Annotated in this window: 22 protein-coding genes; 2 read left to right on the top strand and 20 right to left on the bottom strand. The window is 39.8% G+C overall.

The window, feature by feature from the left end:
- Positions 1–4: 4 nt before the first annotated feature.
- From AKG34_RS10080 to AKG34_RS10020, 13 genes are all read right to left on the bottom strand, one after another.
- The gene (locus tag AKG34_RS10080) at positions 5–1,474 is read right to left on the bottom strand and encodes a nicotinate phosphoribosyltransferase (protein WP_053345962.1); all 1,470 of its coding nucleotides are present in this window, start codon (positions 1,472–1,474) and stop codon (positions 5–7) included.
- Positions 1,475–1,535: 61 nt separating this feature from the next.
- Positions 1,536–2,087, bottom strand: coding sequence for a cysteine hydrolase family protein (locus AKG34_RS10075; protein ID WP_053345961.1), 552 nt, complete (start codon positions 2,085–2,087; stop codon positions 1,536–1,538).
- Between the two features lie 14 nt (positions 2,088–2,101).
- Positions 2,102–2,866 (bottom strand): NUDIX domain-containing protein, encoded by a 765-nt coding sequence (locus AKG34_RS10070; protein ID WP_053345960.1) that lies wholly within the window; start codon positions 2,864–2,866, stop codon positions 2,102–2,104.
- Positions 2,867–3,088: 222 nt separating this feature from the next.
- Complete coding sequence (locus AKG34_RS10065; RefSeq protein ID WP_053345959.1) at positions 3,089–3,970, bottom strand: IS3 family transposase; 882 nt, start codon at positions 3,968–3,970, stop codon at positions 3,089–3,091.
- Positions 3,971–3,978: 8 nt separating this feature from the next.
- Positions 3,979–4,275: a transposase gene (locus AKG34_RS10060; protein ID WP_053345528.1), complete on the bottom strand. Its 297-nt coding sequence runs from the start codon at positions 4,273–4,275 to the stop codon at positions 3,979–3,981.
- A 100-nt stretch (positions 4,276–4,375) separates the two neighbouring features.
- The gene (locus AKG34_RS10055; protein WP_053345958.1) at positions 4,376–5,905 is read right to left on the bottom strand and encodes an acyl-CoA carboxylase subunit beta; all 1,530 of its coding nucleotides are present in this window, start codon (positions 5,903–5,905) and stop codon (positions 4,376–4,378) included.
- A gap of 23 nt (positions 5,906–5,928) precedes the next feature.
- A complete protein-coding gene (locus AKG34_RS10050; RefSeq protein ID WP_053345957.1) occupies positions 5,929–6,711 on the bottom strand; it encodes an enoyl-CoA hydratase in 783 nt (260 codons plus the stop codon).
- A 19-nt stretch (positions 6,712–6,730) separates the two neighbouring features.
- Positions 6,731–7,630, bottom strand: coding sequence for a hydroxymethylglutaryl-CoA lyase (locus AKG34_RS10045; protein ID WP_053345956.1), 900 nt, complete (start codon positions 7,628–7,630; stop codon positions 6,731–6,733).
- A gap of 17 nt (positions 7,631–7,647) precedes the next feature.
- Positions 7,648–7,860, bottom strand: coding sequence for an acetyl-CoA carboxylase biotin carboxyl carrier protein subunit (locus AKG34_RS10040; RefSeq protein WP_053345955.1), 213 nt, complete (start codon positions 7,858–7,860; stop codon positions 7,648–7,650).
- Positions 7,861–7,931: 71 nt separating this feature from the next.
- Positions 7,932–9,281, bottom strand: a complete 1,350-nt coding sequence (locus AKG34_RS10035; protein ID WP_053345954.1) for an acetyl-CoA carboxylase biotin carboxylase subunit — start codon at positions 9,279–9,281, stop codon at positions 7,932–7,934.
- Between the two features lie 12 nt (positions 9,282–9,293).
- Entirely contained in the window at positions 9,294–10,940 is a 1,647-nt protein-coding gene (locus tag AKG34_RS10030; RefSeq protein ID WP_236694918.1) for an AMP-binding protein, read from the bottom strand.
- Between the two features lie 113 nt (positions 10,941–11,053).
- Complete coding sequence (locus tag AKG34_RS10025) at positions 11,054–12,196, bottom strand: acyl-CoA dehydrogenase family protein (protein ID WP_053345953.1); 1,143 nt, start codon at positions 12,194–12,196, stop codon at positions 11,054–11,056.
- A gap of 63 nt (positions 12,197–12,259) precedes the next feature.
- Complete coding sequence (locus tag AKG34_RS10020; RefSeq protein ID WP_053345952.1) at positions 12,260–12,871, bottom strand: TetR/AcrR family transcriptional regulator; 612 nt, start codon at positions 12,869–12,871, stop codon at positions 12,260–12,262.
- Between the two features lie 457 nt (positions 12,872–13,328).
- Here AKG34_RS10020 and AKG34_RS10015 point away from each other — a divergent pair, with 457 nt between their 5' ends.
- A complete protein-coding gene (locus tag AKG34_RS10015; RefSeq protein ID WP_053345951.1) occupies positions 13,329–14,687 on the top strand; it encodes an IS1182 family transposase in 1,359 nt (452 codons plus the stop codon).
- 265 nt (positions 14,688–14,952) lie between these two features.
- Here AKG34_RS10015 and AKG34_RS10010 read toward each other — a convergent pair whose 3' ends face one another.
- From AKG34_RS10010 to AKG34_RS09995, 4 genes are all read right to left on the bottom strand, one after another.
- Complete coding sequence (locus tag AKG34_RS10010; protein ID WP_053345950.1) at positions 14,953–15,714, bottom strand: YybI family spore inner coat protein; 762 nt, start codon at positions 15,712–15,714, stop codon at positions 14,953–14,955.
- A 28-nt stretch (positions 15,715–15,742) separates the two neighbouring features.
- Entirely contained in the window at positions 15,743–16,789 is a 1,047-nt protein-coding gene (locus AKG34_RS10005; protein WP_053345949.1) for a cytochrome d ubiquinol oxidase subunit II, read from the bottom strand.
- A 15-nt stretch (positions 16,790–16,804) separates the two neighbouring features.
- Positions 16,805–18,166: a cytochrome ubiquinol oxidase subunit I gene (locus AKG34_RS10000; protein WP_053345948.1), complete on the bottom strand. Its 1,362-nt coding sequence runs from the start codon at positions 18,164–18,166 to the stop codon at positions 16,805–16,807.
- Between the two features lie 549 nt (positions 18,167–18,715).
- Entirely contained in the window at positions 18,716–19,222 is a 507-nt protein-coding gene (locus AKG34_RS09995) for an acyl-CoA thioesterase (protein WP_053345947.1), read from the bottom strand.
- A gap of 718 nt (positions 19,223–19,940) precedes the next feature.
- Here AKG34_RS09995 and AKG34_RS28735 point away from each other — a divergent pair.
- Positions 19,941–20,114: an FAD-dependent oxidoreductase gene (locus tag AKG34_RS28735; protein ID WP_236694917.1), complete on the top strand. Its 174-nt coding sequence runs from the start codon at positions 19,941–19,943 to the stop codon at positions 20,112–20,114.
- A 316-nt stretch (positions 20,115–20,430) separates the two neighbouring features.
- Here the strand turns inward: AKG34_RS28735 and AKG34_RS09990 are convergent, their stop codons facing one another.
- The 3 genes from AKG34_RS09990 to AKG34_RS09980 are packed head-to-tail and all read right to left on the bottom strand — an operon-like array spanning position 20,431 to position 24,061.
- A complete protein-coding gene (locus AKG34_RS09990; RefSeq protein ID WP_053345946.1) occupies positions 20,431–21,543 on the bottom strand; it encodes a Ger(x)C family spore germination protein in 1,113 nt (370 codons plus the stop codon).
- Positions 21,540–22,634, bottom strand: coding sequence for a GerAB/ArcD/ProY family transporter (locus tag AKG34_RS09985; protein ID WP_053345945.1), 1,095 nt, complete (start codon positions 22,632–22,634; stop codon positions 21,540–21,542). The genes AKG34_RS09990 and AKG34_RS09985 overlap by 4 nt, the downstream gene beginning before the upstream one ends.
- Positions 22,631–24,061: a spore germination protein gene (locus AKG34_RS09980; protein WP_053345944.1), complete on the bottom strand. Its 1,431-nt coding sequence runs from the start codon at positions 24,059–24,061 to the stop codon at positions 22,631–22,633. Before AKG34_RS09980 ends, AKG34_RS09985 begins: the two co-directional genes overlap by 4 nt.
- Positions 24,062–24,138 lie beyond the last annotated feature (77 nt).

The following is a 24,138-nucleotide window of genomic DNA, read 5'->3' as shown; positions in this document are numbered from 1 at the left end:
CTCGTTATTTAGTAAACATTCTCTCAACATTGGCTTTTACTTCATCTATATTTCTCATTTTATTATCCCAACAGTCCTGGCTTAAGTCGACCGGATATTCTTCAGGATTGAGTGCACGTAAGTACTCTGGCCATAATACTTGAAGATTTTTTTCCGTAAAGGTCTTGATTTCATCAATGGATGGTAATTCATAGGTTAAAATTCCGTCCATAAAAATATCCTCATGCAGGTCCACTGCATCGAAATCAGTGACAAATTTACTTAGGAAAGTATGGACAGGATGGAACATTTTTAATTTTTCCTGTTCCTGAGGCTTTTCATATTCCATAGCCAAGTAGTCGCCTTCTGCATGGTGGTTGACTTTATTAATGATTCTGTATACTCGTTTTAGGCCAGGTGTCGTTACCTTTTCAGGATTAGAAGAAATTTTGATGGTATCTCTCATATTCCCATTTTCGTCCTCAATTGAAACCATCTTATAAACGGCACCTAATGCAGGCTGGTCATAAGCCGTAATTAATTTGGTCCCGATTCCCCAAATATCGATTCTTGCTCCTTGTTGCTTCAGGTTGATAATCGTATATTCATCCAAATCATTTGAAGCGACAATCTTCGCATCATGGAAACCTGCAGCATCTAGCATACGGCGTGCTTCTTTTGACAGGTAGGCCAAATCGCCGCTATCAAGACGGACGCCAATGAAATTAATTTTATCGCCCAGTTCTTTGGCGACACGGATTGCATTCGGGATGCCAGAACGTAGCGTATCATAAGTATCCACCAAAAATACACAATCTTTATGAGAGCTTGCATATTTATGAAATGCTGTATATTCGTCTTTATAGGCCTGAATCATGGAATGAGCATGTGTCCCTGAAACCGGAATACCGAACAGCTTGCCTGCACGGACATTGCTAGTAGAGTCAAAGCCAGCAATGTAGGCAGCACGTGCTCCCCATATTGCGGCATCCATTTCTTGTGCTCGTCTTGAGCCGAATTCAAGTGCAGATTCATCGCCAATTACTTGTTTGATACGCGAAGCCTTTGTCGCAACGAGTGTGTGATAGTTCACAATGTTCAGCAGCGCTGTTTCTATGAGTTGCGCTTCACCAAGGGGTGCCTCTACACGTAAAATCGGTTCGTTGCCAAAAACAAGCTCGCCCTCTTTCATGCAACGAATCGTTCCAGTAAAACGGACATTCTGCAAATAATCCAAAAATTCATCATCGTAATGCAATTCCGATTTTAAATAGTTGATATCACTTTCTGAAAAGCAAAAGTTCTGTAGGTAATGAACAATTTTCTCTAGTCCTGCAAAAATTGCATATCCGCTGTTAAATGGAAGCTTTCTGAAAAAAACCTCGAAAACGGCCTTTCGGTTATGTGTGTTGTCTTGCCAATAAGTTTGAGCCATATTGATTTGGTAAAGATCTGTGTGTAGTGCGTAACTGTCGTCGTTGTACTTTTTTTCCATGGATAGTTCCTCCCAAAAGAGAAGCGGCCGCCTCTCTTCTATTCTGTTGCGTGAATAGATATTAAAGAATGGTTGCTCCAAGTGATCCTTTAAAATGTGTAAGTGCCCATTCGTGACCGGCACTATTGAATGAGGCCACTGCATTTTCGTAAACAAAGATTTTATAGCCTAAATTGTAAGCGTCAATTGCAGTATGTAATATGCAGATATCGGTACAAACACCGACTAAATATACGTCGGTAATGTCCCGTTCCCTAAGTCTGATATCAAGGTCCGTTCCTGCAAAAGCCGAATAACGTGTTTTATCTATATAATAAACATTCTTTAGATTTTTATTTGTTTCATATTCCTCTTTTAACGTACCATATAGGTCTCTACCCATTGTACCGCTAATATTATGTGGTGGAAACAATTTCGTTTCAGGATGTAAGCGGTCTCCTTCTACATGAAGATCAATCGCAAATACCGTGTATTCCCCTTGCTTGATAAATTCCTTAGTTATACCGACCAGTGTATCTTCGATTTCCTGTCCAGGCTTTCCACATGTCAATGCACCGCCGTCTGCCACGAAGTCATATGTATAATCAATATTGATTAAAGCCTTTTTACCCATTTCACTCATTCCTCCTAATAATAAATAGAGTCCATGACAATCTCTGCATTAAATCGGTAAAGTTGTGAAGGCCGAAATGAATTACGTTTAGTTTTCTTCTGTAAGCCCTTTTCATCCAATACTTTCTCCAAGAACGGGAGCTTTGGGGCTTTTGCAAAAAAAAGTGAATCTGCACTGATTTTCGCATCATCCCTAACTGTTAGTAAAACCCGTTGGAGTTCTGAAAGTGTAAATTCTTCTGGTAAAAACTTTTGAGCTATCGTTGTTTGCACCATATCTTTTTTCATTAAATTTATCGCTTCATTAATAATTGTATAATGATCAAAAGCAAGTTCTAATTTTAAAGCTTCCTGTATCGTGAACAATTCCACCTCAGCTGCATCGTCATTCGCTTTTCTTTGATGAAGAAATTCTTCCTGAACAATTGCATAAAAAGCATTAGAGATAATCCATCCTCTCTGATCACGTCCCGGATGGTCATATACACCAAAATGCTTCACATGAAATCCTGTCACACCTGTTTCTTCTTTTAATTCTCGTTTGGCTGCCTCATAGGCTGTCTCGCCAGCATTCACAAAGCCACCGGGTAAAGCCCATTTATCACCTTCAACATTCGGACTTCCTTCCCTATCTATTGCAGCACGTTTGATTAATAATAGCTTTAATAACATTTCAGGCGGGGCTTTCTCGGCCGTCTTCTTGGTGGTAATCGTAAAGATCGCAATATCTGCTGTGTATCCATCTGGAGTAATATATTTCTTTTTTTCCTGCTGAACCATGGCAACTCTCACTTTCTTTTACTAAGACTGAAAATATAGTAATTAGTAAATCATTAATTACTAATTATAGTACTCTTCCTTGGTTAATATTGCAATACTTAACTTAGTAAAATTTTCATATTATTAGAAAAATCATTCATCATATTCTTCCGTACTGCAAAATAAATAGCCCGTTCAACATGGAGTGACCCCTGTCAAATAGACAGAAATAAAAAAGACCAATTAAGCAGCCTGAGTTCTATATTGATATGGACTCAGGTTGTTTAATTTTTTCTGGAAGCGATGATGGTTATAGAATCGAATATACATACTTACAGCACCTCTAACCTCTTCAGAGGTTCGGAAGGAGTTCATATAGAAACACTCCGATTTAAAGTGGCTGAAGAAATTCTCCATACAAGCGTTATCCCAGCAGTTTCCCTTTCTTGACATATTGGATTGCATCTTATATTTTTTCAATAGGTTATTATATTGGTGGGAAGTATATTGGTACCCCTGGTCGCTATGCAGAAGAATTCCTTTAACATTCCGTTTTTTCTTTGCTTTTTTTATTGTATCTATTACAAGTTTTAAGTCGTTTCTCCGGCTGACTTGATAAGAAACGATTTCATTGTTATAGAGGTCTTTTATGGCGGATAGGTAAAGTCTCTGTCCATTAAAAATCAAATATGTAATGTCAGTTACCCATTTCTCATTAGGTCCGGATGCATGAAAATCCCTATTAAGAAGGTTTTTAGAAATGACATATGCTTCTTTCTTCCCGTAATAAGGTTTCCTCTTCCGAATCAGGGACTTTAACCCTAGCTCCCGCATAAGACGCTGGACACGCTTGTGGTTCAGGTTTAAACCGTAGGTTTTATCCAGCCATACCTTTACTCTTCGATACCCATAGATTCCTTTGAGTTTATTGTAGCATCCTATAATTTTTTTCTGAATCTCTTCATCCTCCAGTTGCTTTTCAGAAGGGGATATTTTACGTTTTAACCATTTGTAGTATCCACTTCTTGATACATGTGCAATTTCGCATAATAATTGAATAGGGTAGTGTTCCTTGGACATTTCCCTAATTACCTCATACTTTTTCCTTGTCGTTACTGCCTCCATTCCCCCTTTTACATCTTTAAGAGCTTTTTTAGCATTTCGTTCTCCGCCTCTAAACGTCTGATTTTTTCTTCAGGATCCTCCGGAGCTGTTCTTGGTCTGCCCTTACCAAGACCCTTCGCTTTCCCTCGTTTCTCTTCCAAACCCAGTATGCCTTCATCTTCAAAGTACTTAACCCAGCGGCGGACTTGATTTTTATCAATTTCTAATTTATCAGCGACCGATTGATAACTCATATCTCCATTAAGGTATAAATCAACGGCCTGCTTTTTGAATGCTTTATCAAACGTTCTTTTAATATTACCCATAGAAAAATCCCCTCCATATATAGACAGATTAGTGTGCTTTCTTTTTTCTGTCTACTAAAAGGGGATCATATCAACATGACCGGGCTGTTTATTTTATTTATTATACGGGATATACTCCGTGTTTACGCTCAGTAAATGTCATTTGCTTGCTACTATACGCTTCAAACCGAGCGCTCAATTCATCACGCAGGTCATTTGGCTGGATAATAGCATCCACAATCATCTCTGAGGCTAAGCGGTAAATATCAATATCTTCATTATATTCATTTCGCTTCTGCTCAATGAAAGCAGGTCGTTCTACTGCATCCATTGCACTGATTTTGTTAGCATAGACTGCGTTAACCGCTGCTTCCGCACCCATAACAGCAATCAAAGCAGTTGGTAAGGCCAGAACGCAATCCGGTTCAAAAGCAGGACCTGCCATCGCGTATAATCCGGCACCATAAGCCTTACGAACAACGACAGAAATTTTGGGAACCGTGGCTTCGCTCATTGCTGATATCATTTTCGCACCATGGCGAATAATGCCCGCCTGTTCGACCTTAGTTCCAATCATAAATCCTGGAATATCCGCTAGGAACAAAAGTGGGATATGGAAAGCATCACATAAATTGATGAACTTGGCGGCCTTGTCAGCAGAATCATGGAACAGAACCCCCCCTTTGACACGCGGCTGGTTGGCTATAATTCCAATCGTTTGGCCATTTAACCGTGCAAGACCAGTAATCAATTCAGGGGCAAATAATTTTTTGATTTCACAAAATGAATTACGGTCTATAATCCTGTCGATTAGGTCATACATATTAAAGGCAGCATTTTGATTTTTTGGAATCAGCTCTTCCAGCGTTTTTTCAAATTCAGCAGGTAGCTCAGGTTTGGTAGCTTTCGGCTTTTGTTGATAATTTCCTGGAAAATAGCTTAAGTATCGGCGAGCAAAGGCAATGGATTCTTCTTCTGATTTAACGAGTACATCACCACATCCTGAAACGGAACAATGCATTTTCGCTCCACCCATTTCCTCTTCGGTCACTTTTTCGCCAATGACCATTTCGGCCATCCTCGGTGAACCTAAATACATGGATGCATTTCCATCAACCATAACAACAATATCGCAAAAAGCAGGGATATATGCCCCACCTGCTGCGGAAGGACCGAACAATAGACAGATTTGAGGCACTTTTCCAGATAGCTTCACTTGGTTGTAAAAGATCCGGCCTGCCCCACGGCGTCCAGGAAACATTTCGACTTGATCCGTTATGCGGGCACCGGCTGAATCGACTAAATATAGTAGTGGCAATTGTAACTTATCAGCGGTTTCCTGAATGCGGATGATTTTCTCTACAGTCCTCGCTCCCCAAGAACCTGCTTTTACAGTCGAATCATTGGCCATGACACAGACTCTCTGTCCGTTGATTTTGCCGATGCCTGTAACGACACCGTCTGCAGGCAGCCCATCACTCGCACAATTTGCGAAGAAGGCGTCCTCGATTTCAACTCCTTCGTCAAATAGAAGCTGTAGCCGATCACGTACGAAAAGCTTCCCTTTTTCAGCATTTTTTTGATGATATTTTTCTAAGCCGCCTTTTTTTATCGTTTCTACCGTTTCTGTAAGTTTATCCGTCGTTACCATCTATGTTCCTCCTTCAATTGAAATCAATTACCCGTAAATACCGGTTTGCGTTTTTCCTTGAATGCTGACAGACCCTCCAGTCGGTCACGGGTTTGCAGTGTTGTCTGATAGCAGTCCTTCTCGATTTGCAATCCAGTTTTCAAGTCTGTATCTGCCCCTTGATTCATGGCAGCTTTTGCCGCTCTTAGTGCTAAAGGGGCATTGACAGCAATTTCTCCAGCCAGGTTTTTCGCTTCCTCAAGCAGATGTTGAGGCGGGTACATATGGCTGATGATTTGCATGGCATGTGCCGTTTTAGCGTCCAGTCTCCTTGCCGTATAAATCAGTTCTTTCGCAGTCGCCATTCCGACAATCCGCGGCAACCGCTGAGTACCTCCACCGCCTGGTATTATTCCAAGCGCAGTTTCAGTCAGTCCCATCTTTGCCGTTTCAGATGCGATGCGAATGTCACAGGCAAGAGCCAGCTCAAGTCCTCCGCCAAAAGCGGAGCCATTAATTGCAGCAATGACTGGAACTGGAAGATTTTCAACCGCTGTAATCGTGTCACCAATTAGCTTTAATGTCTCCCTGACTTTCTCGTCATTCATCCCTGCTCGTTCCTTTAGATCTGCACCTGCACAAAATGCCTTTTCTCCAGCTCCTGTTAGTATGACTGTCCGCAGATTAGACTGTAATTTCAATTCATTCAGTCCTTCGTATAAGCAATGAAGTAGTTCTGTGGATAACGCATTGGCAGCATCCGGCCGATTTAAGGTCACAATGGCAATTCCCTGTTCCTCATGACTAATCTCTACTATCGATGTCATAGTTTCACCTCATGTTTATTTATTGCGCGTTATAGACAGCCATCTGATGGCTAGGCAATGGTTTTTCCAAGAAGCTTTGCATCATAGACGCTGCACCTATAAGTTTTCCTTGATCGATTCCCGTGTGAATCCCCATATTATGTAGCATATGAATCAGGTCATCCGTAGCTACATTCCCGCTCGCACCTGGTGCATATGGGCATCCCCCTAAACCACCGAGCGCGGAGTCGAAAGTTTTAATTCCATAATCTAGTGATTTGAGGACATTAGCGAGAGCCATGCCTCTTGTATCATGAAAATGGAGAGCAATTCGGTCTATATCGTATCTTTTTACAGCCTGTTCAAGGAATAAGGCTACCTGTCTAGGAGATGCGACACCGATGGTATCTCCTAATGATAGCTCGTTGATTCCGTATTCAAATAGCTGATCACAAACCTTGAAAACCTGTTCGATTGAAACCTCGCCTTCATAAGGACACCCGAATACGGTTGAAACATAGCCTCGAACTGATTTCCTGCTTCTTGCTGCTGAATCGATGACTTCCTTTAATACAGGAAATGTATCTGAAATCGTTTTATTTATATTCTTTAGATTATGGGTCTCACTTGATGACATGAAAACTGAAATTTCATCAATATCCGCTTCTAGGGCCGACTCCAATCCTCTTTGATTCGGAACAAGAGCCGCATAGGTGATATCTGGATTCCTTTTGATACCCTTGGCTACCTCCACAGCATCACTCAATTGAGGAATCCATTTTGGATGTACAAAAGAAGTGGCTTCAATATAGGAAAGACCAGTATCAGAAAGCTGATTGATCCAGTCTATTTTTCTTTGCGTCGGTATAATGACCTTTTCATTTTGAAGCCCATCACGCGGACCCACTTCTTTAATGGTTACTTTTTCAGGCCAATTCATTTTACCCCTCCGTCTCTTTATTCAATGACGGCCAAAACGTCGCCCTCATTTACGAAATCCCCTTCATTTACTTTAAGTTCCTTAACAGTACCCGCTTCCTCAGCAGCAATGGGGATTTCCATTTTCATGGATTCTAAGATTATGATATCCTGTCCATCGGTAACACTTTGACCTTCACCCGCTACGATTTTCCATACGCTTCCTGCCATACTTGCTTTTAATTCTGCCATATCATATTCCTCCAAATAATTTTAGTTTTTAGAAACGAATCGGTTTTCCCTCCCGGTCCCCGACAAACAGTTTATACAGTAATTTTTTTAATATATTTATCAATAAAGTCCGTTGTTGTATCGCCTTTAGAAAAAGCTTCATGGACGATTATTTCCTTAAGTAGAGGAAGATTCGTTTTAATTCCATCTATTTTATAGGTGTTCAATGCTTCTCTTAATCTATCGATGGCTTCATTCCTCGAACCACCGCTTACTACCAATTTGGCGATCATAGGATCGTAAAAATGTGAAACGACCGATGTGTTCTGAACGGCCAGTTCATGACGAATCCCTTCACCTTCAGGAAGTTTCAAACCGCTAATTTTCCCCGGTGCAGGATAAAAGGTTTTGGGATCTTCCGCATATATGCGCACTTCAATAGAGTGCCCCTCCCTTTTCACCTCTTCTTGTGTAAAGTCGAGTTTGTTGCCTGAAGCAATTTTAATTTGCTGTTCAACAAGATCAAGTCCTGTGATTTCCTCAGTGACCGGATGCTCGACCTGAAGGCGTGTATTCATTTCTAGAAAATAAAAGTTTTTATCGGCATCAACTAAGAATTCAAGGGTACCCGCATTACAATACCCGATAGCCTTCACCGCTTTTACAGCGGCTATCCCCATCTGCTTTCTTGTTTCTTCATCAAGAAAAGAAGAAGGGGCTTCTTCTACGACCTTCTGGTGGCGCCTTTGAACGGAACATTCTCGTTCCCATAAGTAAACAGCATTTCCAAATCCATCTGCTAATACTTGAATTTCGATATGACGGGGTTTTTCAATCAATTTTTCAATGAACATGTCTCCATTACCGAAAAATAATTGAGCACGTTTTTGATTTCCTTCGAATGCTTTTAACAGTTCATCGGCATTTGCAACTGCCTGCATACCGATACCACCGCCGCCGGCTGACGCTTTTAGCATAACTGGATACCCTATCTTTTCGGCAACTGCCGCTGCTTCAGCGCTATCAATTAATGGCCGTGAGAAACCTGGCACTAATGGAAGTCCTGCTTGCTCCATCTTTTTTCGCGCTTCAACTTTATTGCCCATCTGCTGGATAACTTCAGGTTTGGGTCCAATGAAAATCAATCCAGCATCTTCACATGAGCGAGCGAAATCTGCATTTTCACTTAGAAATCCGTATCCTGGATGGATGGCATCTACACCGGTTTCTTTAGCTATTTCTAAAATCTTCTTGACGTTTAAATAGCTTTCCTGAACTCTGGACCCTCCCAATAAATAGGCCTCATCCGCATGTCCTACAAATGGTGCTTCCGAATCTGCCTCGGAATAGACAGCGACGGTACTAATTCCCAAATTCTTGCACGTACGGATTACACGTGATGCAATTTCTCCTCTGTTTGCGATAAGAATTTTTCGAATCATTCGATATCCCCCTTATTTGGTACGTTCCGTTAATAGTTCAAGAGTTTGCTCCCGAAGCTTATACTTTTGAATTTTCCCAGATGCAGTCATTGGATATCCATCAGTAAATTGAATGTATCGAGGAATTTTGTGAAAAGATATTTTCCCTTTGCAATACGCTCTCAATTCTTCCTCCGTCAAGGTTTCTCCTGCTTTCAAAATGACCCATGCCGCTACCTCTTCCCCATACTTCTGATCGGGAACACCAAGGATTTGGACATCGACTATAGCAGGATGCTGATAGAGAAATTCTTCTATCTCGCGCGGGTATATATTTTCCCCACCGCGAATAATCATATCTTTCAGTCGGCCAGTAATCTTGCAATAACCGTTTTCGTCCATCACCGCTAAATCTCCTGTGTGGAGCCAACCCTCCGAATCAATCGCTTGCTCCGTAGCTTCCGGATTATTATAATATCCCTTCATGACATGGTATCCTCTTGAACAGAGTTCTCCTTGTCTGCCCCGCTTGACTTCTTCTCCGCTATTAGGATCTATGATCTTCACTTCCACATTCGGAAGAGCCTTTCCCACTGAGGATACACGAAGTTCAATTGGATCATCGGTACGGGTCATCGTAATTCCTGGGGAAGATTCCGTTTGACCATAGGTAATCGTGATTTCAGAGATTCCCATCTTATCCACCACGTTTTTCATAACTTCTATCGGACAAGTGGAGCCAGCCATTATTCCAGTCCGTAATGAACGTAAATCATACTGATCGAAGTCATCTAGATTCAATTCAGCAATGAACATAGTCGGCACCCCGTGAAGCCCCGTACATTTTTCAGCTTCCACTGTCTGAAGCACAGTACGTGGATTGAATTCTACGATTGGCACCATTGTGGCTCCAACAGTAACAGAGGCCATTGTACCAAGGGAACAGCCGAAACAATGAAACAGTGGGACGGGGATACAAAGCCGATCATTCTTTGTAAGCTTCATACAAGCTGCAATATTTAGCCCATTGTTGACTAAATTCGAATGTGTCAGCATGACCCCTTTTGGAAATCCAGTCGTCCCTGAAGTGTATTGCATATTAATGACATCCTCAGGAGCAAGGTCCTTCATTCGGATGTCCAGCATCTCCTCCGAAACCGATTCGCTTCCGCTTATGACGTCATCCCACGAAAACGTACCAGGATAACGCGTTTCACCTAAGATAATAATATTCTTTAATTTTGGCAGTTTTTCAGATTGTAACTTTCCTGGTTTAGCCGTTTTCAATTCAGGAACTATCTCATAAAGCGTATCTATATAAGAATGATCTTTAAATTGTTCCATCAGGATTATCGTCGTTGCATCCGATTGATGAAGCAGATATTCGAGTTCACTTGTGCGGTAATTTGTATTGACCGTAACCAGCACACCGCCCATTTTTGCAGTTGAAAATTGGGAAATCAGCCATTCCGGTTTATTAGACGCCCATATGGCGATATGTTCCCCTTTTTCAATCTCAAGTGACATGAAACCACGGGCCGCCTTCCGGCAAACTTTTTCAAATTCACTGTACGTATAACGAAGACCTAGTTCATGATAAACTACCGCTTCATTATTACCGTATTCTTCAGCTGTCTTTTCAAGCAGTTTTCCGATAGTAACATCTAGCAAATCAGACATCAAACTCCTCCCAATAAGTAAAAGTAAGTATGAACGCTTCTTGCTGTATAGAAATAATCTGCCTTTCACCAAAATGAACAGAAGCATTTTGGTTCATTTGCGTTCGAAAAAGATTAACAGCCCAATTGTCTGGCGATTACGATTCTTTGAATTTCTGATGTCCCTTCCCCAATTTCTAGTAATTTAGCATCTCTTAAATAGCGTTCCACCTCATATTCCCGCATATATCCAGACCCGCCATGGATTTGAATGGCTTGATTGCTCGTTCGGAACGCAGTCTCACTTGCAAAAAGCTTAGCGAACGCCGCTTCTTTCGCAAAAGGTTTTTTATTGTCTTTTAACCACGCAGCTTTATATACCATATTTCTTGCTAATTCAATCTCCATCGCCATGTCAGCAAGTTTGAATTGGATTGCTTGAAAATTTGAAATAGATTTTCCGAACTGAACTCGCTCTTTCGAAAAAGCTAAAGCCTTATCAAAGGCTGCCTGCGCAATACCGACCGCCAACGCGGCAATTGAAATCCTTCCACCGTCTAAAGTGAATAAAAACTGTTTGAATCCTTTTTCTGGATCTCCCAATAAGTTTTTCTTTGGTACCCGGACATTATCAAGAATGATTTCACATGTATTAGAAGCTCGAACTCCCATTTTTTCATAATTACTATTAATTGTTAGTCCTGGTGTATCCGTTGGGACGATGTATGCAGAGATGATGTTCTTGCCTCGACTGTCTTTTCCAGATACAGCCGTTACGGTGACAGTTCTGGAATAGCTTGCATTAGTTATCCATGTTTTCTCGCCATTTATCACATATTCATCATCTTCTAATACTGCGGTCGTTCTCGTACCGCCCGCATCAGATCCCGCATTCGGCTCGGTCAACCCGAAAGCTGCCAATGTTTCACCGGTCGTGATTGGAATAAGATATTTTTGTTTCTGTTCCTCGGTACCGAAATAATAAATCGGGCTTGCTCCAAGTGAAACGGCTGCTGCATAGCTTAAACCGGTGCCTCCACAGGCCTTGCCGACCTCCTCAACGGCAATAGCATACGAAATCGTGTCTCCGCCTGAACCACCATACTCTTCAGGGAATGGAATCCCCAGTAGCCCCAGCTTCCCCATTTTTTTGAATACATCCTCTGCAAACATGGACTTTGCATCCAGTTCTATCGCAATTGGTTTTATTTCTTTTTCAGCGAAATCTCTTACCATATCCTTAATCATCTGCTGTTCTTTTGTAAGTGAGAAATCCATTTCTTTATTCCCCTTTCTAATGAGACCGACTAGTTGGTCTGTGAAATACAAGCGATTTTATTGTTAATCCACAGCCATCTGATTTTTTAGTAAATATGGCTGGGTTATTGCGTCTTTTTTTTGTTTATCTGTTAATAATGCCTGTAATATTAAATCGACGTAAATTTCTCCAATTTCCTCGATTGTTTTTCCCCCGTCCCTTTTGTACCATTTATAGGACCAGTTCACCATGCCTAAAATAGACATTCCGGTGATTTCAACCGGCAGTTCGCTTCGGAATTCACCCTTGTCAATTCCTTCTTGAATTACGGAAAATATGATTTCTTTATACATTTGACGCTTTTTTTTGATTGCTTCTACATAAGGTGGTTTTAAGTATATGCTTTCTTGATAGAAAACTGAGATGTGTGGTTTATAGAGGTCAAAAACTTTAACAAATGATTGAATAATCTTTTGCATTTTTTCTGTTGGGTGGGCACTTTCTGAAATGGCTTCCTGTGCTTTCGTTAAAACATATGAAATAAAGTAATCATGAATGACAAATAAGAGTTCGTCTTTAGAAGAAAAATGGTGATAAAAACCACCTTTGCTTGTTCCGCATTCCTTTACAATTTCGTTAACGGAGACGCCATGAAAACCATGCTGTTCAAAGAGTGTCAGCGATGTTTCGATTATTTTTTCTTTTAGCTCCGTAAGACAGCACCTCCTGTTGTATCCGCTTACATTTTATCCAGTCGTATTAAGAGAAATGGTGTGATTATACATAAACTGGATTTATTTAGATTTTACCAAATATTTAATATTTGTCAATTTTTAATTACGAACTAAAAACAGCTCTCATACTTAAGAGCTCAGACTGTAGACAAACTCGATGAAAATCGAGTTTGTCTACATTTAAGGGGTTGTAAAAATTCGAACGTTGATATCCACTCCAGGCACTCGCTTTCCGCGGGCGGTCAGGGAGCCTCCTCGGCGCCTTTGCGCCTGTGGGGTCTCCCTTGGACACGCTTTTCCCGCAGGAGTCTCGCACCTTCCGTTCCACTCAACTTTGTTTTAACAATTAGAAATAAACACTTTTGCCTACAGTCTTTTTTGTTTTAATATAGGAGTATTAAAACTTGAGGTGATGACGATGCTTTCGAAACATAATTCTATTCAGCGAGATCAACTTGAAATGATTACTTTGGATCAACTGGTGCCAGCGAACCATTTGGTTCGTAAAATTGAGGGGGCCATTGACTTCACTTTCATTTATGACTTGGTGAAAGAGATGTATTCAGAGATAGTCCGCCCAAGTATTGAGCCAGTTATTTTAGTTAAATTGACATTCATTCAATATACCTTCGGTATTCGTTCGATGCGTAAAACGATTGAAGAAGTTGAAACGAATATGGCTTACCGTTGGTTTTTAGGTTACGGTTTCCATGATAAAGTACCTCACTTCTCAACGTTCGGGAAAAATTATGAGCGTCGCTTTAAAGATACAGACCTGTTTGAACAGATTTTTTATCGTATCTTAATGACAGCTTCAGAAAGAAAGTTAATAAGTGCAGAGCACGTATTCGTTGATTCAACACATGTGAAAGCCAGTGCGAATAAGCGAAAATTCGAAAAGAAAATCGTTCGTAAGGAAACACGAGCATATCAAGGACGCCTTCAAGAAGAAATAAATCAAGATCGTGAAAACAATGGAAAGAAGCCTTTTCCACCGGATAAATTTGATAAAGAAGAAACCAAAGAAATTAAAGAAAGTACAACTGACCCTGAGAGTGGCTACTATGTAAAAGATGAACGAACAAAACAGTTTGCCTATTCATTTCATGCGGCTGCAGACCACAACGGTTTTGTGCTGGGGACGATTGTAACACCAGGAAATACGCATGATAGTCATATCTTAGAGCCTCTTGTTGAACAAGTAATTGAGAAAGTTGGAAAACCTGAAGCTGTTGCCGCAGATGCAGCATACAAAACACCAGCCATTACAAGCTACCTTTTTGGGAAAGAAATCACACCAGCTTTACCCTATACACGTCCACGAACAAAAGAAGGGTTCTTTCGCAAGTATGACTATGTTTACGATGAATATTTTAATTGTTATCTCTGCCTATCGGGCGAGATTTTAAAGTACTCAACAACAAATAAAGAGGGCTATCGCGAGTACAAATCACCCAAACACACTTGTGCGGCATGCTCATTTCTATCACAGTGTACAGTAAGCAAAGACCATCAAAAAGTGGTGACACGCCATATCTGGCAAAATTATATGGAAGAAGCAGATCATCTGCGTCATCACAACGATGTAAAACCTATATATGCGAAACGCAAAGAAACAATAAAGCGTGTATTCGCAGATGCAAAAGAAAAGCATGGTATGCGTTGGACTACTTTAAGGGGACTTAAAAAATTGTCGATGCAGGCGATGCTTACATTCGCTGCCATGAATTTAAAGAAGATAGCCAATTGGACATGGCAAGGTCCAAGAATGGCTTAATAAAGTGGGCTCGTAGAGGCCCAATCTCTTAATCTTGAGCAAAATTCAAAGGGAATTTCAAAAGGGGTCCGGAATTAAAACATTCTGGACCCCTTTTGTCTACAAACTGAGCTCTCATACTTAAGAGCTGTCTCCTATTTTATTCAAGCCAATAATGCCTTGGTGATACATAGGCAAACAAGATGTTTGAATTCTGGATAAGTTGAGTGGCATTAACTCCTTTGATGTTTCAAAATCCCACTCCGCCTCAAGCCTTGTGCACTGACTACTCTTTCTTCTTTACCTTGATTGGTTTAACCTGGGCCTTTACAAGTTCCCACCCATCGTTGTAGGTCCATACTGATTTAATCTCCATCAACGGATCACGCTCGTCGGCCCCTTTCACATATTGAACCCCCACAAGGCCCTTTCCTTTTCCAAAAACGGTCTTGAGGTTCAATGACGAGTAGGGATCAACCAAAAGCTCGGTCGGTTCATTCAACTTTCCATCTTGATAAATACCTAATTCTTCATAATCTTGTTTTCTTGAACTGACATCTATCACAACAGGCTTTTGCCCTTCAATAATGATTTCCGCTTTGTAGCCGTCAAGAAATTGAGCCATTACAGGAACAGATGGCGGAACCTCTAATTCCTGAACTTTTCCATCTTTGAACGTGAAGGCATAACTATTTAGTAAGCGATCCGTACCTTCCATCAAAACCGTGACTAATACATCCTGAACCCCATCTTTATTCAAGTCAGCAAGCATGAGGTCGGGATTATACCCTGCTTTTAGAGGTAAGCTAATTGTACAGCGGTTGCTTTCAACACTCAGCTCTATTTTTTTAAGAAACTTGCTTCCTTTCTCATACGGCAATCCTTGAACCTGGATGATATCTATTTTTTGGTCACCTGTGACATCTCTTTTTGTCGAAATATAGGTCCCATCAACTTGAAAATTTTTATCATGTGCTTCAACTGCTTGATAACTTAAAAAGAGTGAGATGACTAAAACCGCATATTTTAGCAAATCTAACTTTTTCATAGTGATAACCTCGCTTTTAGAAGATATACTAATTCGTCATTTGTCGCCGTTTGAATTTTCGACGTTGATCTTTCATAAAGATGGACCAGAAATAATAGAAACCTGGAACTAAAATCGCAAAGCCTACAATATATGTGGCAAACACTGCCCGGAATGACGTCGGGTCGGTAAAACCTGAGAGGATTGTTACATTCGGATAAATGATATATGGCAAATGAGCAATCCCATAAACATAGCTGCCGACCAAATACTGAATGATAATCGCTATGACAGCGATTCGCGGCATTCCTTTAACCTCTCGCTTAGAAAAATAAGGAAGATATAGAGCCACTCCGCTAATAATAAAAAAGACTAACGAAACGAGTAATAATGCAGAGTTTTTCATCATCCCCTCGTAGAGCCAATTCGCTTCACTTTTTAATGTAATCATTACCATCATAGCCATGACTAACATAAGCGGCCCCGTTATCATCGCGTCCCGTCGGTATATTTTATATGCTTTCATTTCATCAGCCTGTTTTGAGTAATCAGATAGAAGTAACGATGATAAAAACAGCGTGCTCAAAATTCCGAACCCCATAAAGGCATATTCATTTGGACTTGTGAAAAGCTTGAAAAGATTAAGTTCTTCATTTCCTCGCATTCCTTCAACAAACCCAAGATGGGTAATCGGCAAAACACTGATTAATAGCCCGGGAATGATTAATCCCGTTAACCCCGATATATACGTTAATGCTTTTTCATACTTTTCGACACTATGTGAGAAAACTAAGAACGCACTTCTAATACAAAGAAGCACTAAAATTAAACTGGCGGGAACAATTAATGCTACCCCAATGGTAAAAACTGCCCCCGGAAACAAACTATAAATGGCAATGACAAGACCAACTACGAAGGTATTAGTAACTTCCCATGTAGGTGATAAATAGCTGTTTGCTATCTTTGTAGCATTCGTTTCTTCCTTTTTAATGTAAGTCATTGCCCAGAAACCAGCTCCAAAATCCATCGAGGCCATAATTGCATAAAGAAAAATAAAACCCCACACTAGCGTTATTGCAAGAAGTGCATCACTCATTGGCTTTCCCCCCTTTTATGAATTAGAATCGAACAGCCTCTCATCTTTCTGTTCGGCTATATATATATCATCCATCACAGAATGACGTTTGAAATAATACAAAAGTGTAAACACGACGGATACGCATAAAATGATATATACAAGAATGAACATCGTGAATAAAAACCCTAGATTTTCATATGAAGTTACTGAATCCGCAGTGGAAAGCATCCTGTATATCGTCCACGGCTGTCTGCCTGTACAAGCAAAAATCCAACCGCATTCTATCGAAATCACTGATAACGGGCCTGCAGCAACAAACAGCCATAGAACCCATCTGGGATAAGTATCCTTCTTCAACCACTTATTCCAGACTAAAGCGAACAAGGCTAAAGCGATTAAGCCTGAACCAATAATGACCATAGCATTGAATAAAATATGGACATAAAGCGGTGGCCAATACTCTTCTGGAAAATCGTTCAAACCGGTAACGACTGTATCAAAACTATTGCCTGATAAGAAGCTTAATACCCATGGAAATTCAATCCCATACTTCACTTCCTGAGCTTCCCTGTCGGTATAGCCGAATAAAGTAAGTCCTGCATGGTCCTTTGTTTCAAACAAGCCTTCTGCGGCCGCCAATTTTTCCGGCTGCTCCCTATATAAATGCTGGGTCGTCGCGTGACCGTTAAGTGCCGTCAAAAAAGAGAAGACCAATCCTAATACAATGCTGAGCTTTAATGCTTTTTGGTGAAAATTAAATTCAGTAGTACCAAATTTATTCCTCAACATCTTATAGGCTGCAACTGCTGCTACGACAAAAGCACCTGTCGTATAAGCTGTCAGTGCAGTATGTCCTGCTGTTACTAAGAAACTTGGGTTAAAAAAAGCCGCCCAAGGATCAACATCGACAATTTCCCCATTTTCAAACCGAAACCCAGCCGGTGTCCCCTCAAAAGCATGTACATTAGAAATCAAGACAGCTGATGCCATTGCTCCAAAAGCAACAAAGAATAAACTCACGACACGAGCCCATGGCTTGATTTTTTCAGCAGCATACACGTAGATGGACATGAACAACGCTTCGATCATAAATGCATATATCTCAATCTGGAACGGAAGCGCCATAACTCGCCCAATCACTTCCATGAATCCAGGCCATAAAAGAGACAGTTGTACACCCGCAATCGTACCAGTCGGAATCCCAACCCCAAGCAAAACCCCTAATGTTTTAGTCCATCGTTTCGCCATGACAACATACTGTAAATCTTTTGTCCTTTGATACATCAATTCTGCCGCCAACATCATCATCGGCAACCCGACGCCAATCGTTGCAAATATGATATGTACAGCCATATTCGTCCCGAACATCGCACGGGCCATTTGTATATGATCCATACTGTCTTCCTTTCTAACCTTGTCTCCTGATAGTATCTCCGCATAAAAGGAAAATATTTAATGAAATTCCACATACTATGTTTTCTGAGTTTTTGTCGGAATTTTGTAGGTTGCTTACCGTTATTTGAGTATTAAATTCCGTTTATTCTGTCGAGGTTATTCTTGGGATATATTATTTCCAGTTTATCGCTTCTTAACCTAGCTTAGATTGCATGTGCAAACGGCAATTTTATTATAGCTGTGCAAATAATAAATATTTCCTTCTCATAAAAATACACACATACCCTACAATATAGTAGTTATGTGTGTATTTGCGGTCGGCATTGACATTTGCCCAATTTTAGGAGGGATTTTCACAAACATCAGATTAAAAGCACGGTTACTAGCCTATATATGTCAGGATCCTAAATACCCATTGAACCTTCTTATCAATCACTTCCTGTGAATAATAAATCATCCTGTAACTGAATTAACATTTTTTCATTCCTTACATTTTGATTTATTATCTTTGCACCTCTTAGGTTATAAGTTTTATCTTCTATATGAAAGTTAAGGATAATCTACATTTAAAAACGTAGCTACATCTTTGCTTTTTTGTTTTCTCTGTTTCCGCATACTTGCTCGATCTAATGCCGTTTCATGTAATTTTTTTTCTTCTTCTGTTTCCGGAATAACTTGTGGAACACGTGTTGGACGTTTATGTTCATCAAGTGCAACAAATGTTAATAGAGCAGTCGCTGCAATTCTACGTACACTGCTTTTTAAATCTTCAGCAATAATTTTCACAAATACCTCCATTGAAGATGTGCCTGTCCATGCCACATAAGATATAAAACAAACTGAATCTGTTGTTCGAATGGGATGTAAAAAGTCAACTGAATCTGTTGAAGCAGTTACACATTCACTTCGGCTATGACGTGCTGCAGAAATCGATGCTACTTGATCTACGTCACTCATTAACCGGCCGCCAAATAATGTATTATGATTGTTCACATCATTTGGGAATATACGACTTGTTCTTATCACCCTTGATTCTCTGCAATATTTTGCTTCTATAAACCCGTCCTCCTAAACATGGGACCTAAAATCACCTATGTAAACTTTTAGTATATGGTTATATTATGATACAATTTTGAGCTTTTTATCCTTTAAACACTATCCGCCTACGTAGCCTAGTGTTCCGAGAATGCGTAGCTTATGTTTTAATATCATTCACCATCTGCTGTTGCTCAAGCTCTTTTCGCAGCATTAAAAGCTCCTCCTGTTCGAGTGAACGGCGAAAGAGTAGATGGGACTATCTATTTAGTTTCCCAGTTTCGAACTCTCAAATAAAATAACTCTCTCTTTAAGGATTCTTTACTAAATTGATGAGTTAATAATAATGGGTGTAGTTTGTAGTTTTCATTTTCACATTAGAAGTGGAAAGCCATTCGAGAACTTCAATATGTTGCTTCTACAAAAATTGGTCTTCAATTCAAATAGAGATTTTGGGAAAAGGAAGGGATTCTTGGAGGAAAAATGATAAATGATTTACCCATGAAAATTGGCTACTATCCCTGCCATTTAATAGGCTCAACTGGGTCTGAAATTCTTTTAGCCAGCTACACGTAGGAAGATGATACAATGTTATGGGAACAATTTCCTGAAGGAGATCGTATTCGAAATGCTTTCAAATAACTTGGCAAAAGTACATGGTAAACAAATATATAATCTGTTTTTAACAGATGTTTCTTATAGCTGGTCACTTAATCAGTAATCCTCTGGGGCTTTCTCAATGTTTAAACCTGGTCAAGAAACAGACTTATTTCCATACATTCCAACTCCTAAAGGAAGAGTCCACTTTGCCGGCGAACATACACCAACTTTACCTGCTTGGATTGAGGGAGCAGTTCAATCTGGAATTAGAGTTTCAGATGAAGTAACAAGCCTACCAATAACATTTTTTTAAAAATATGAAATTGCAGCCGCAACACCATGTCCGACGAGAAGAGGCAAGCTAATCGTTCTACCACCGCCTGGAATTATTCCTACGAGCACTTCCGGGATTCCTATATGAGCAAGTTCGAACCCTATCTGGAGCATGCAGGTAAGAGCTGTTTATTTGCCTCCTTCAGAAGCTTGTCCGTCGTTTGCTACAATATTCAGCTGTGGAATTTGCTCTAGTAATTACATTGCAATAAGGTTGCTCTTATTGTTTTAAGTAACCGATCGTAAAAGCATTAACCCAAGCGCCATAAAGAAAGGTCGCTGTGTCAGCACCATTCCTACTTTGTTCCGCCTTTCGAACCAAAGTCAATAATCCTTATATCTATATGATAATTAATATCGGCCTTACTGAATACTTCGTCCCATTTCTTCTTGTTCTTCTTCCAAAACTTTGGATGCTGATTTTCCACATAACGATACAATCCTGCTACCCCTGTCTTATAGTCATGTTGTAATTTCCCTATGATTTTCTCAACATCTTGCTCTACTTTATCCTCTGTAACACGCTCAGCATCTTTAAAGTAGCTTTCTTTAAATGAATTTTCCTTAGTATACCAATCTTCCGAAAGCCTTCCTGTGTAGCCGATTGATATATTAATCGTCAAATGTTCCCCATTTAATTCTGTTGTAATTTTTCTCCTTGTTCTTTTTATTACTTCAACGCTGAATGGATCACCATGATGGGATGCTTCTATTATTCCGCCTTTAACCGTTCCGTTCAACCAATTTAGAGAAGCTATATCATCAGCACTCATTACACCCACTAATTTTGAATTTTTAATCACCCCTGCACCATCTAAGATTAATTTTCCACCTTTAATATCGACTGCCTGAATAGCAAAGCTCCCATCAGATTGCAAGCTTGCAGAAGCTTGTCCTAGCGTTAACGGTGGGAGAATTTTATTTGTTCTCTTCTCATTATCTTTCAATTCGAAAATTACATTAGATGGGATATCATCAGCTTCACTATTCCCTAAGATTTCTTTTGTCGGTTTCTTCGTCAACAGAACAAGGCAGCTTCTTCTTATACTATTATCACGTATAAACATGTTAATGATGGCTTCCATTGGGATATCTTTTAATACATCCTCATTTATGATTAAAATACGTTGATGATTGGTTAATATAGTATTCGTTATGAGCAAGGAATCCCTTATTGCTTCATGCAGAGTCTTTGCACTGACAGTAATATTTTTATATTTTTGCTGACCTTGATTTTCCTGCACACTTGTTCCAGGAGGTACCAAAATTTGATGAGTTAACTTAATTTCATCGTTCTTTTTACTTTTATCGATACCTTCTCCTACCACAAGGGATAATTCTTCAATATTATGACTGTCCCAACAGCCTGAAAGTAATGGAATAAGCAAGATCATCCATAATTTTTTCATCCGCTTCTTTTACCCCTTTTCACTTGAACGATTAAAAATGTAAGAATTGGCAAAGCAAAAAATATAAAGGGAAATACATATCCCAGAACATCACTCATTTTAAAAATCTCAACTGTATTTTTAGGAATTTTGGCAAGTAAAAAAATGACCGGGACAAGTACTATAAGGTTTGTCGTATAGGAATTCCGGAAAATTTTCGTTAATCCTTCTGCAGCAAAGTAAAAGTAAATTGTATGTGTACAAAAAAACTGAAGAATCCAAGTGATTAAGAGAAAAAGCTCTAAACGTTCGATAAAAATCCCTTTTACTTCATACGACTGGATAAACGAAATTGTCGGCCATGTAACGGCTTTAACTTCTGGAACAGTCAGCGTTGCCACTACCAGCACATATGTAATTACGTATAAAATGACCGGGATGGAAAAACCGATCAGAATCCCCTTTTTTACCTTGTTTTGATTTTTAACGAGACCAAACAAAAAGATAAATAGTTCAACTCCAAAAAAATACAAATGACCTTCCCCCATACCTTTTAAGACAGGTAGAATTCCGTTTCCAAGGACAGGTTGTAAGTTTTTTAAATCCACCACCCTTAGACTCAACAAGTAAATAAGCAAGACGATGACAATCGTCAATGGAAGAAAGAAGACGCAAACTTTGGCTATTGCCTTTATCTTTCCAGTCAGAAGATGAACACTTGCTAAAATTAATGAAAGTATCACTACTTCAACAGGCGTATTTTCCATCAAGTAAAAACGGACCATTTCACTCATGGCTAGCACTTCAAAACTAGCCACACCTATAAAGTAAATTACTATAACAAAGCCCAAAATTTTAGAGAGCCATTTTCCAAAAGCCTCCTCCATATAAGTGTAATAATCGGAAACTTGATGTTTTTTAAGCAGAAAAACCAATAAACATAAAAATAGGCCAATAATAATACCATTGAAAATTAAGATGATCCACCCATCCGGTGAATTAATATTATCCGTTATCGTCCTTGGAAGCGTCAGCATTCCTACTCCTAACATGCCACATGAAATAATAAAAGCCAATTCTACGCTAAGTATTTTTCCATCTGATTGGGTCATGAAGGCTCGCCTCCATTTTTACGCTTCGGTAACCTGACAAGTGCATCCTTCCAAGTCTTTTTATCAATAAAATCAAGCGGGTGAAAATAAGGCTCATGAAAGCTAGTCAATTTAGACAAATGACTGATAACAATAATAAAGAATAAAGTAGTTCCGTATAACCCTAAAACCGCGGCAAATATCATTGCTCCAAATCTTAATGCTCTGAAGGCCAATCCAAATCCATATTGTGGGACCGTAAAAGAGGTAATCGTGGTGATCGAAACGATAATAACCATGAGTGAACTCACAATATTTGCTTGAACAGCTGCTTGTCCGATAATGACTCCCCCAACTAATCCAACAGTTTGCCCAATAGGGGCTGGCAGCCGAATTCCTGCTTCACGGAGCAGTTCAATCGTCACTTCCATTATGATTGCTTCAACAAAAGGCGGGAACGGAACATTTTCCCTTGTACCAGCGATGCTCATCGCAAGTTCCGTCGGCAGCAATCCTGGGTTGAACGAAACTAAGGATATATATATTCCTGAAAGAAAGACAGTAACAAATAAAGATAAGTAACGGATACCACGCAAAAAAGAACCCGCCACCCACCTTTCATAATAATCATCTGGAGACTGCAGCAGCATCGTGATTGTCGTTGGTGCTATCAAAGCAAATGGTGACCCGTCAATCATGATAACCACTCTCCCCTGCTGCAGAGCAGCAAGTACTTTATCAGGACGCTCTGTGTTCTGGATTTGTGGGAATGGAGAAGATGAAGTATCTTCAATTAATTCCTCCAACATCCCTGAATCTTGAAGATCCGTTGCTTTCACTTTATTTATCCGCCGATTTACTTCTTGTAACAAGGAATCACTTGCTTTTCCCTGGTAATATATCAATGCAATCGTTCTCTTTTCCAGCGTCCCTATCTTATGCTGTTTCACAATTAGGCTGGGATGGCTTGAATACTGCCTAATTAAGCCGATATTTTCCTGAAGACTTTCAATAAACCCAATCTTTGGACCACGGACTATCCTCTCTGTCGAAGGTTCACCAAAGGTACGCATTTTTTCTTTTTCAAGATTTAAGACATAACCATCCTCTATACCTTCTATAAATAAAAGCGTTTTTCCATCAAAAATGAATTCCATGGCTTTTTCATAAGTGCTAACCTTCTGTTCTTTGACTGAACAAATTTTAGAAATTACCGACTGCTCGATAGAGATCGGATGATTGGATACAACCTGGGCTACTGATAAGTCCCGGACTATTTCATTAAATGATGGATAATCCATTGTTCCATTTATATAAACAAATAAACCGGAGCATTCATAACTTGGAATGAATACCTCTTTAAAAACTACATCATCCTGCATAACCATTAGAGATTTTAGATTTTCCAGCTTTTGACCCAATTTAATATGCAAGGTTTTGCTTCTCATGGTGAACTCCTTTGGTTAATCGAGTTAATACTAGTTTCCTCTTTTTCCAATTTTATATACGAAAGTGAGCAATCAAT

Source organism: Peribacillus butanolivorans, assembly GCF_001273755.1.
Taxonomy (GTDB): Bacteria; Bacillota; Bacilli; order Bacillales; family DSM-1321; genus Peribacillus; species Peribacillus butanolivorans.
The sequence above is the reverse complement of the archived record's forward strand: the minus strand, read 5'-3'. Positions and strand labels throughout refer to the sequence as shown.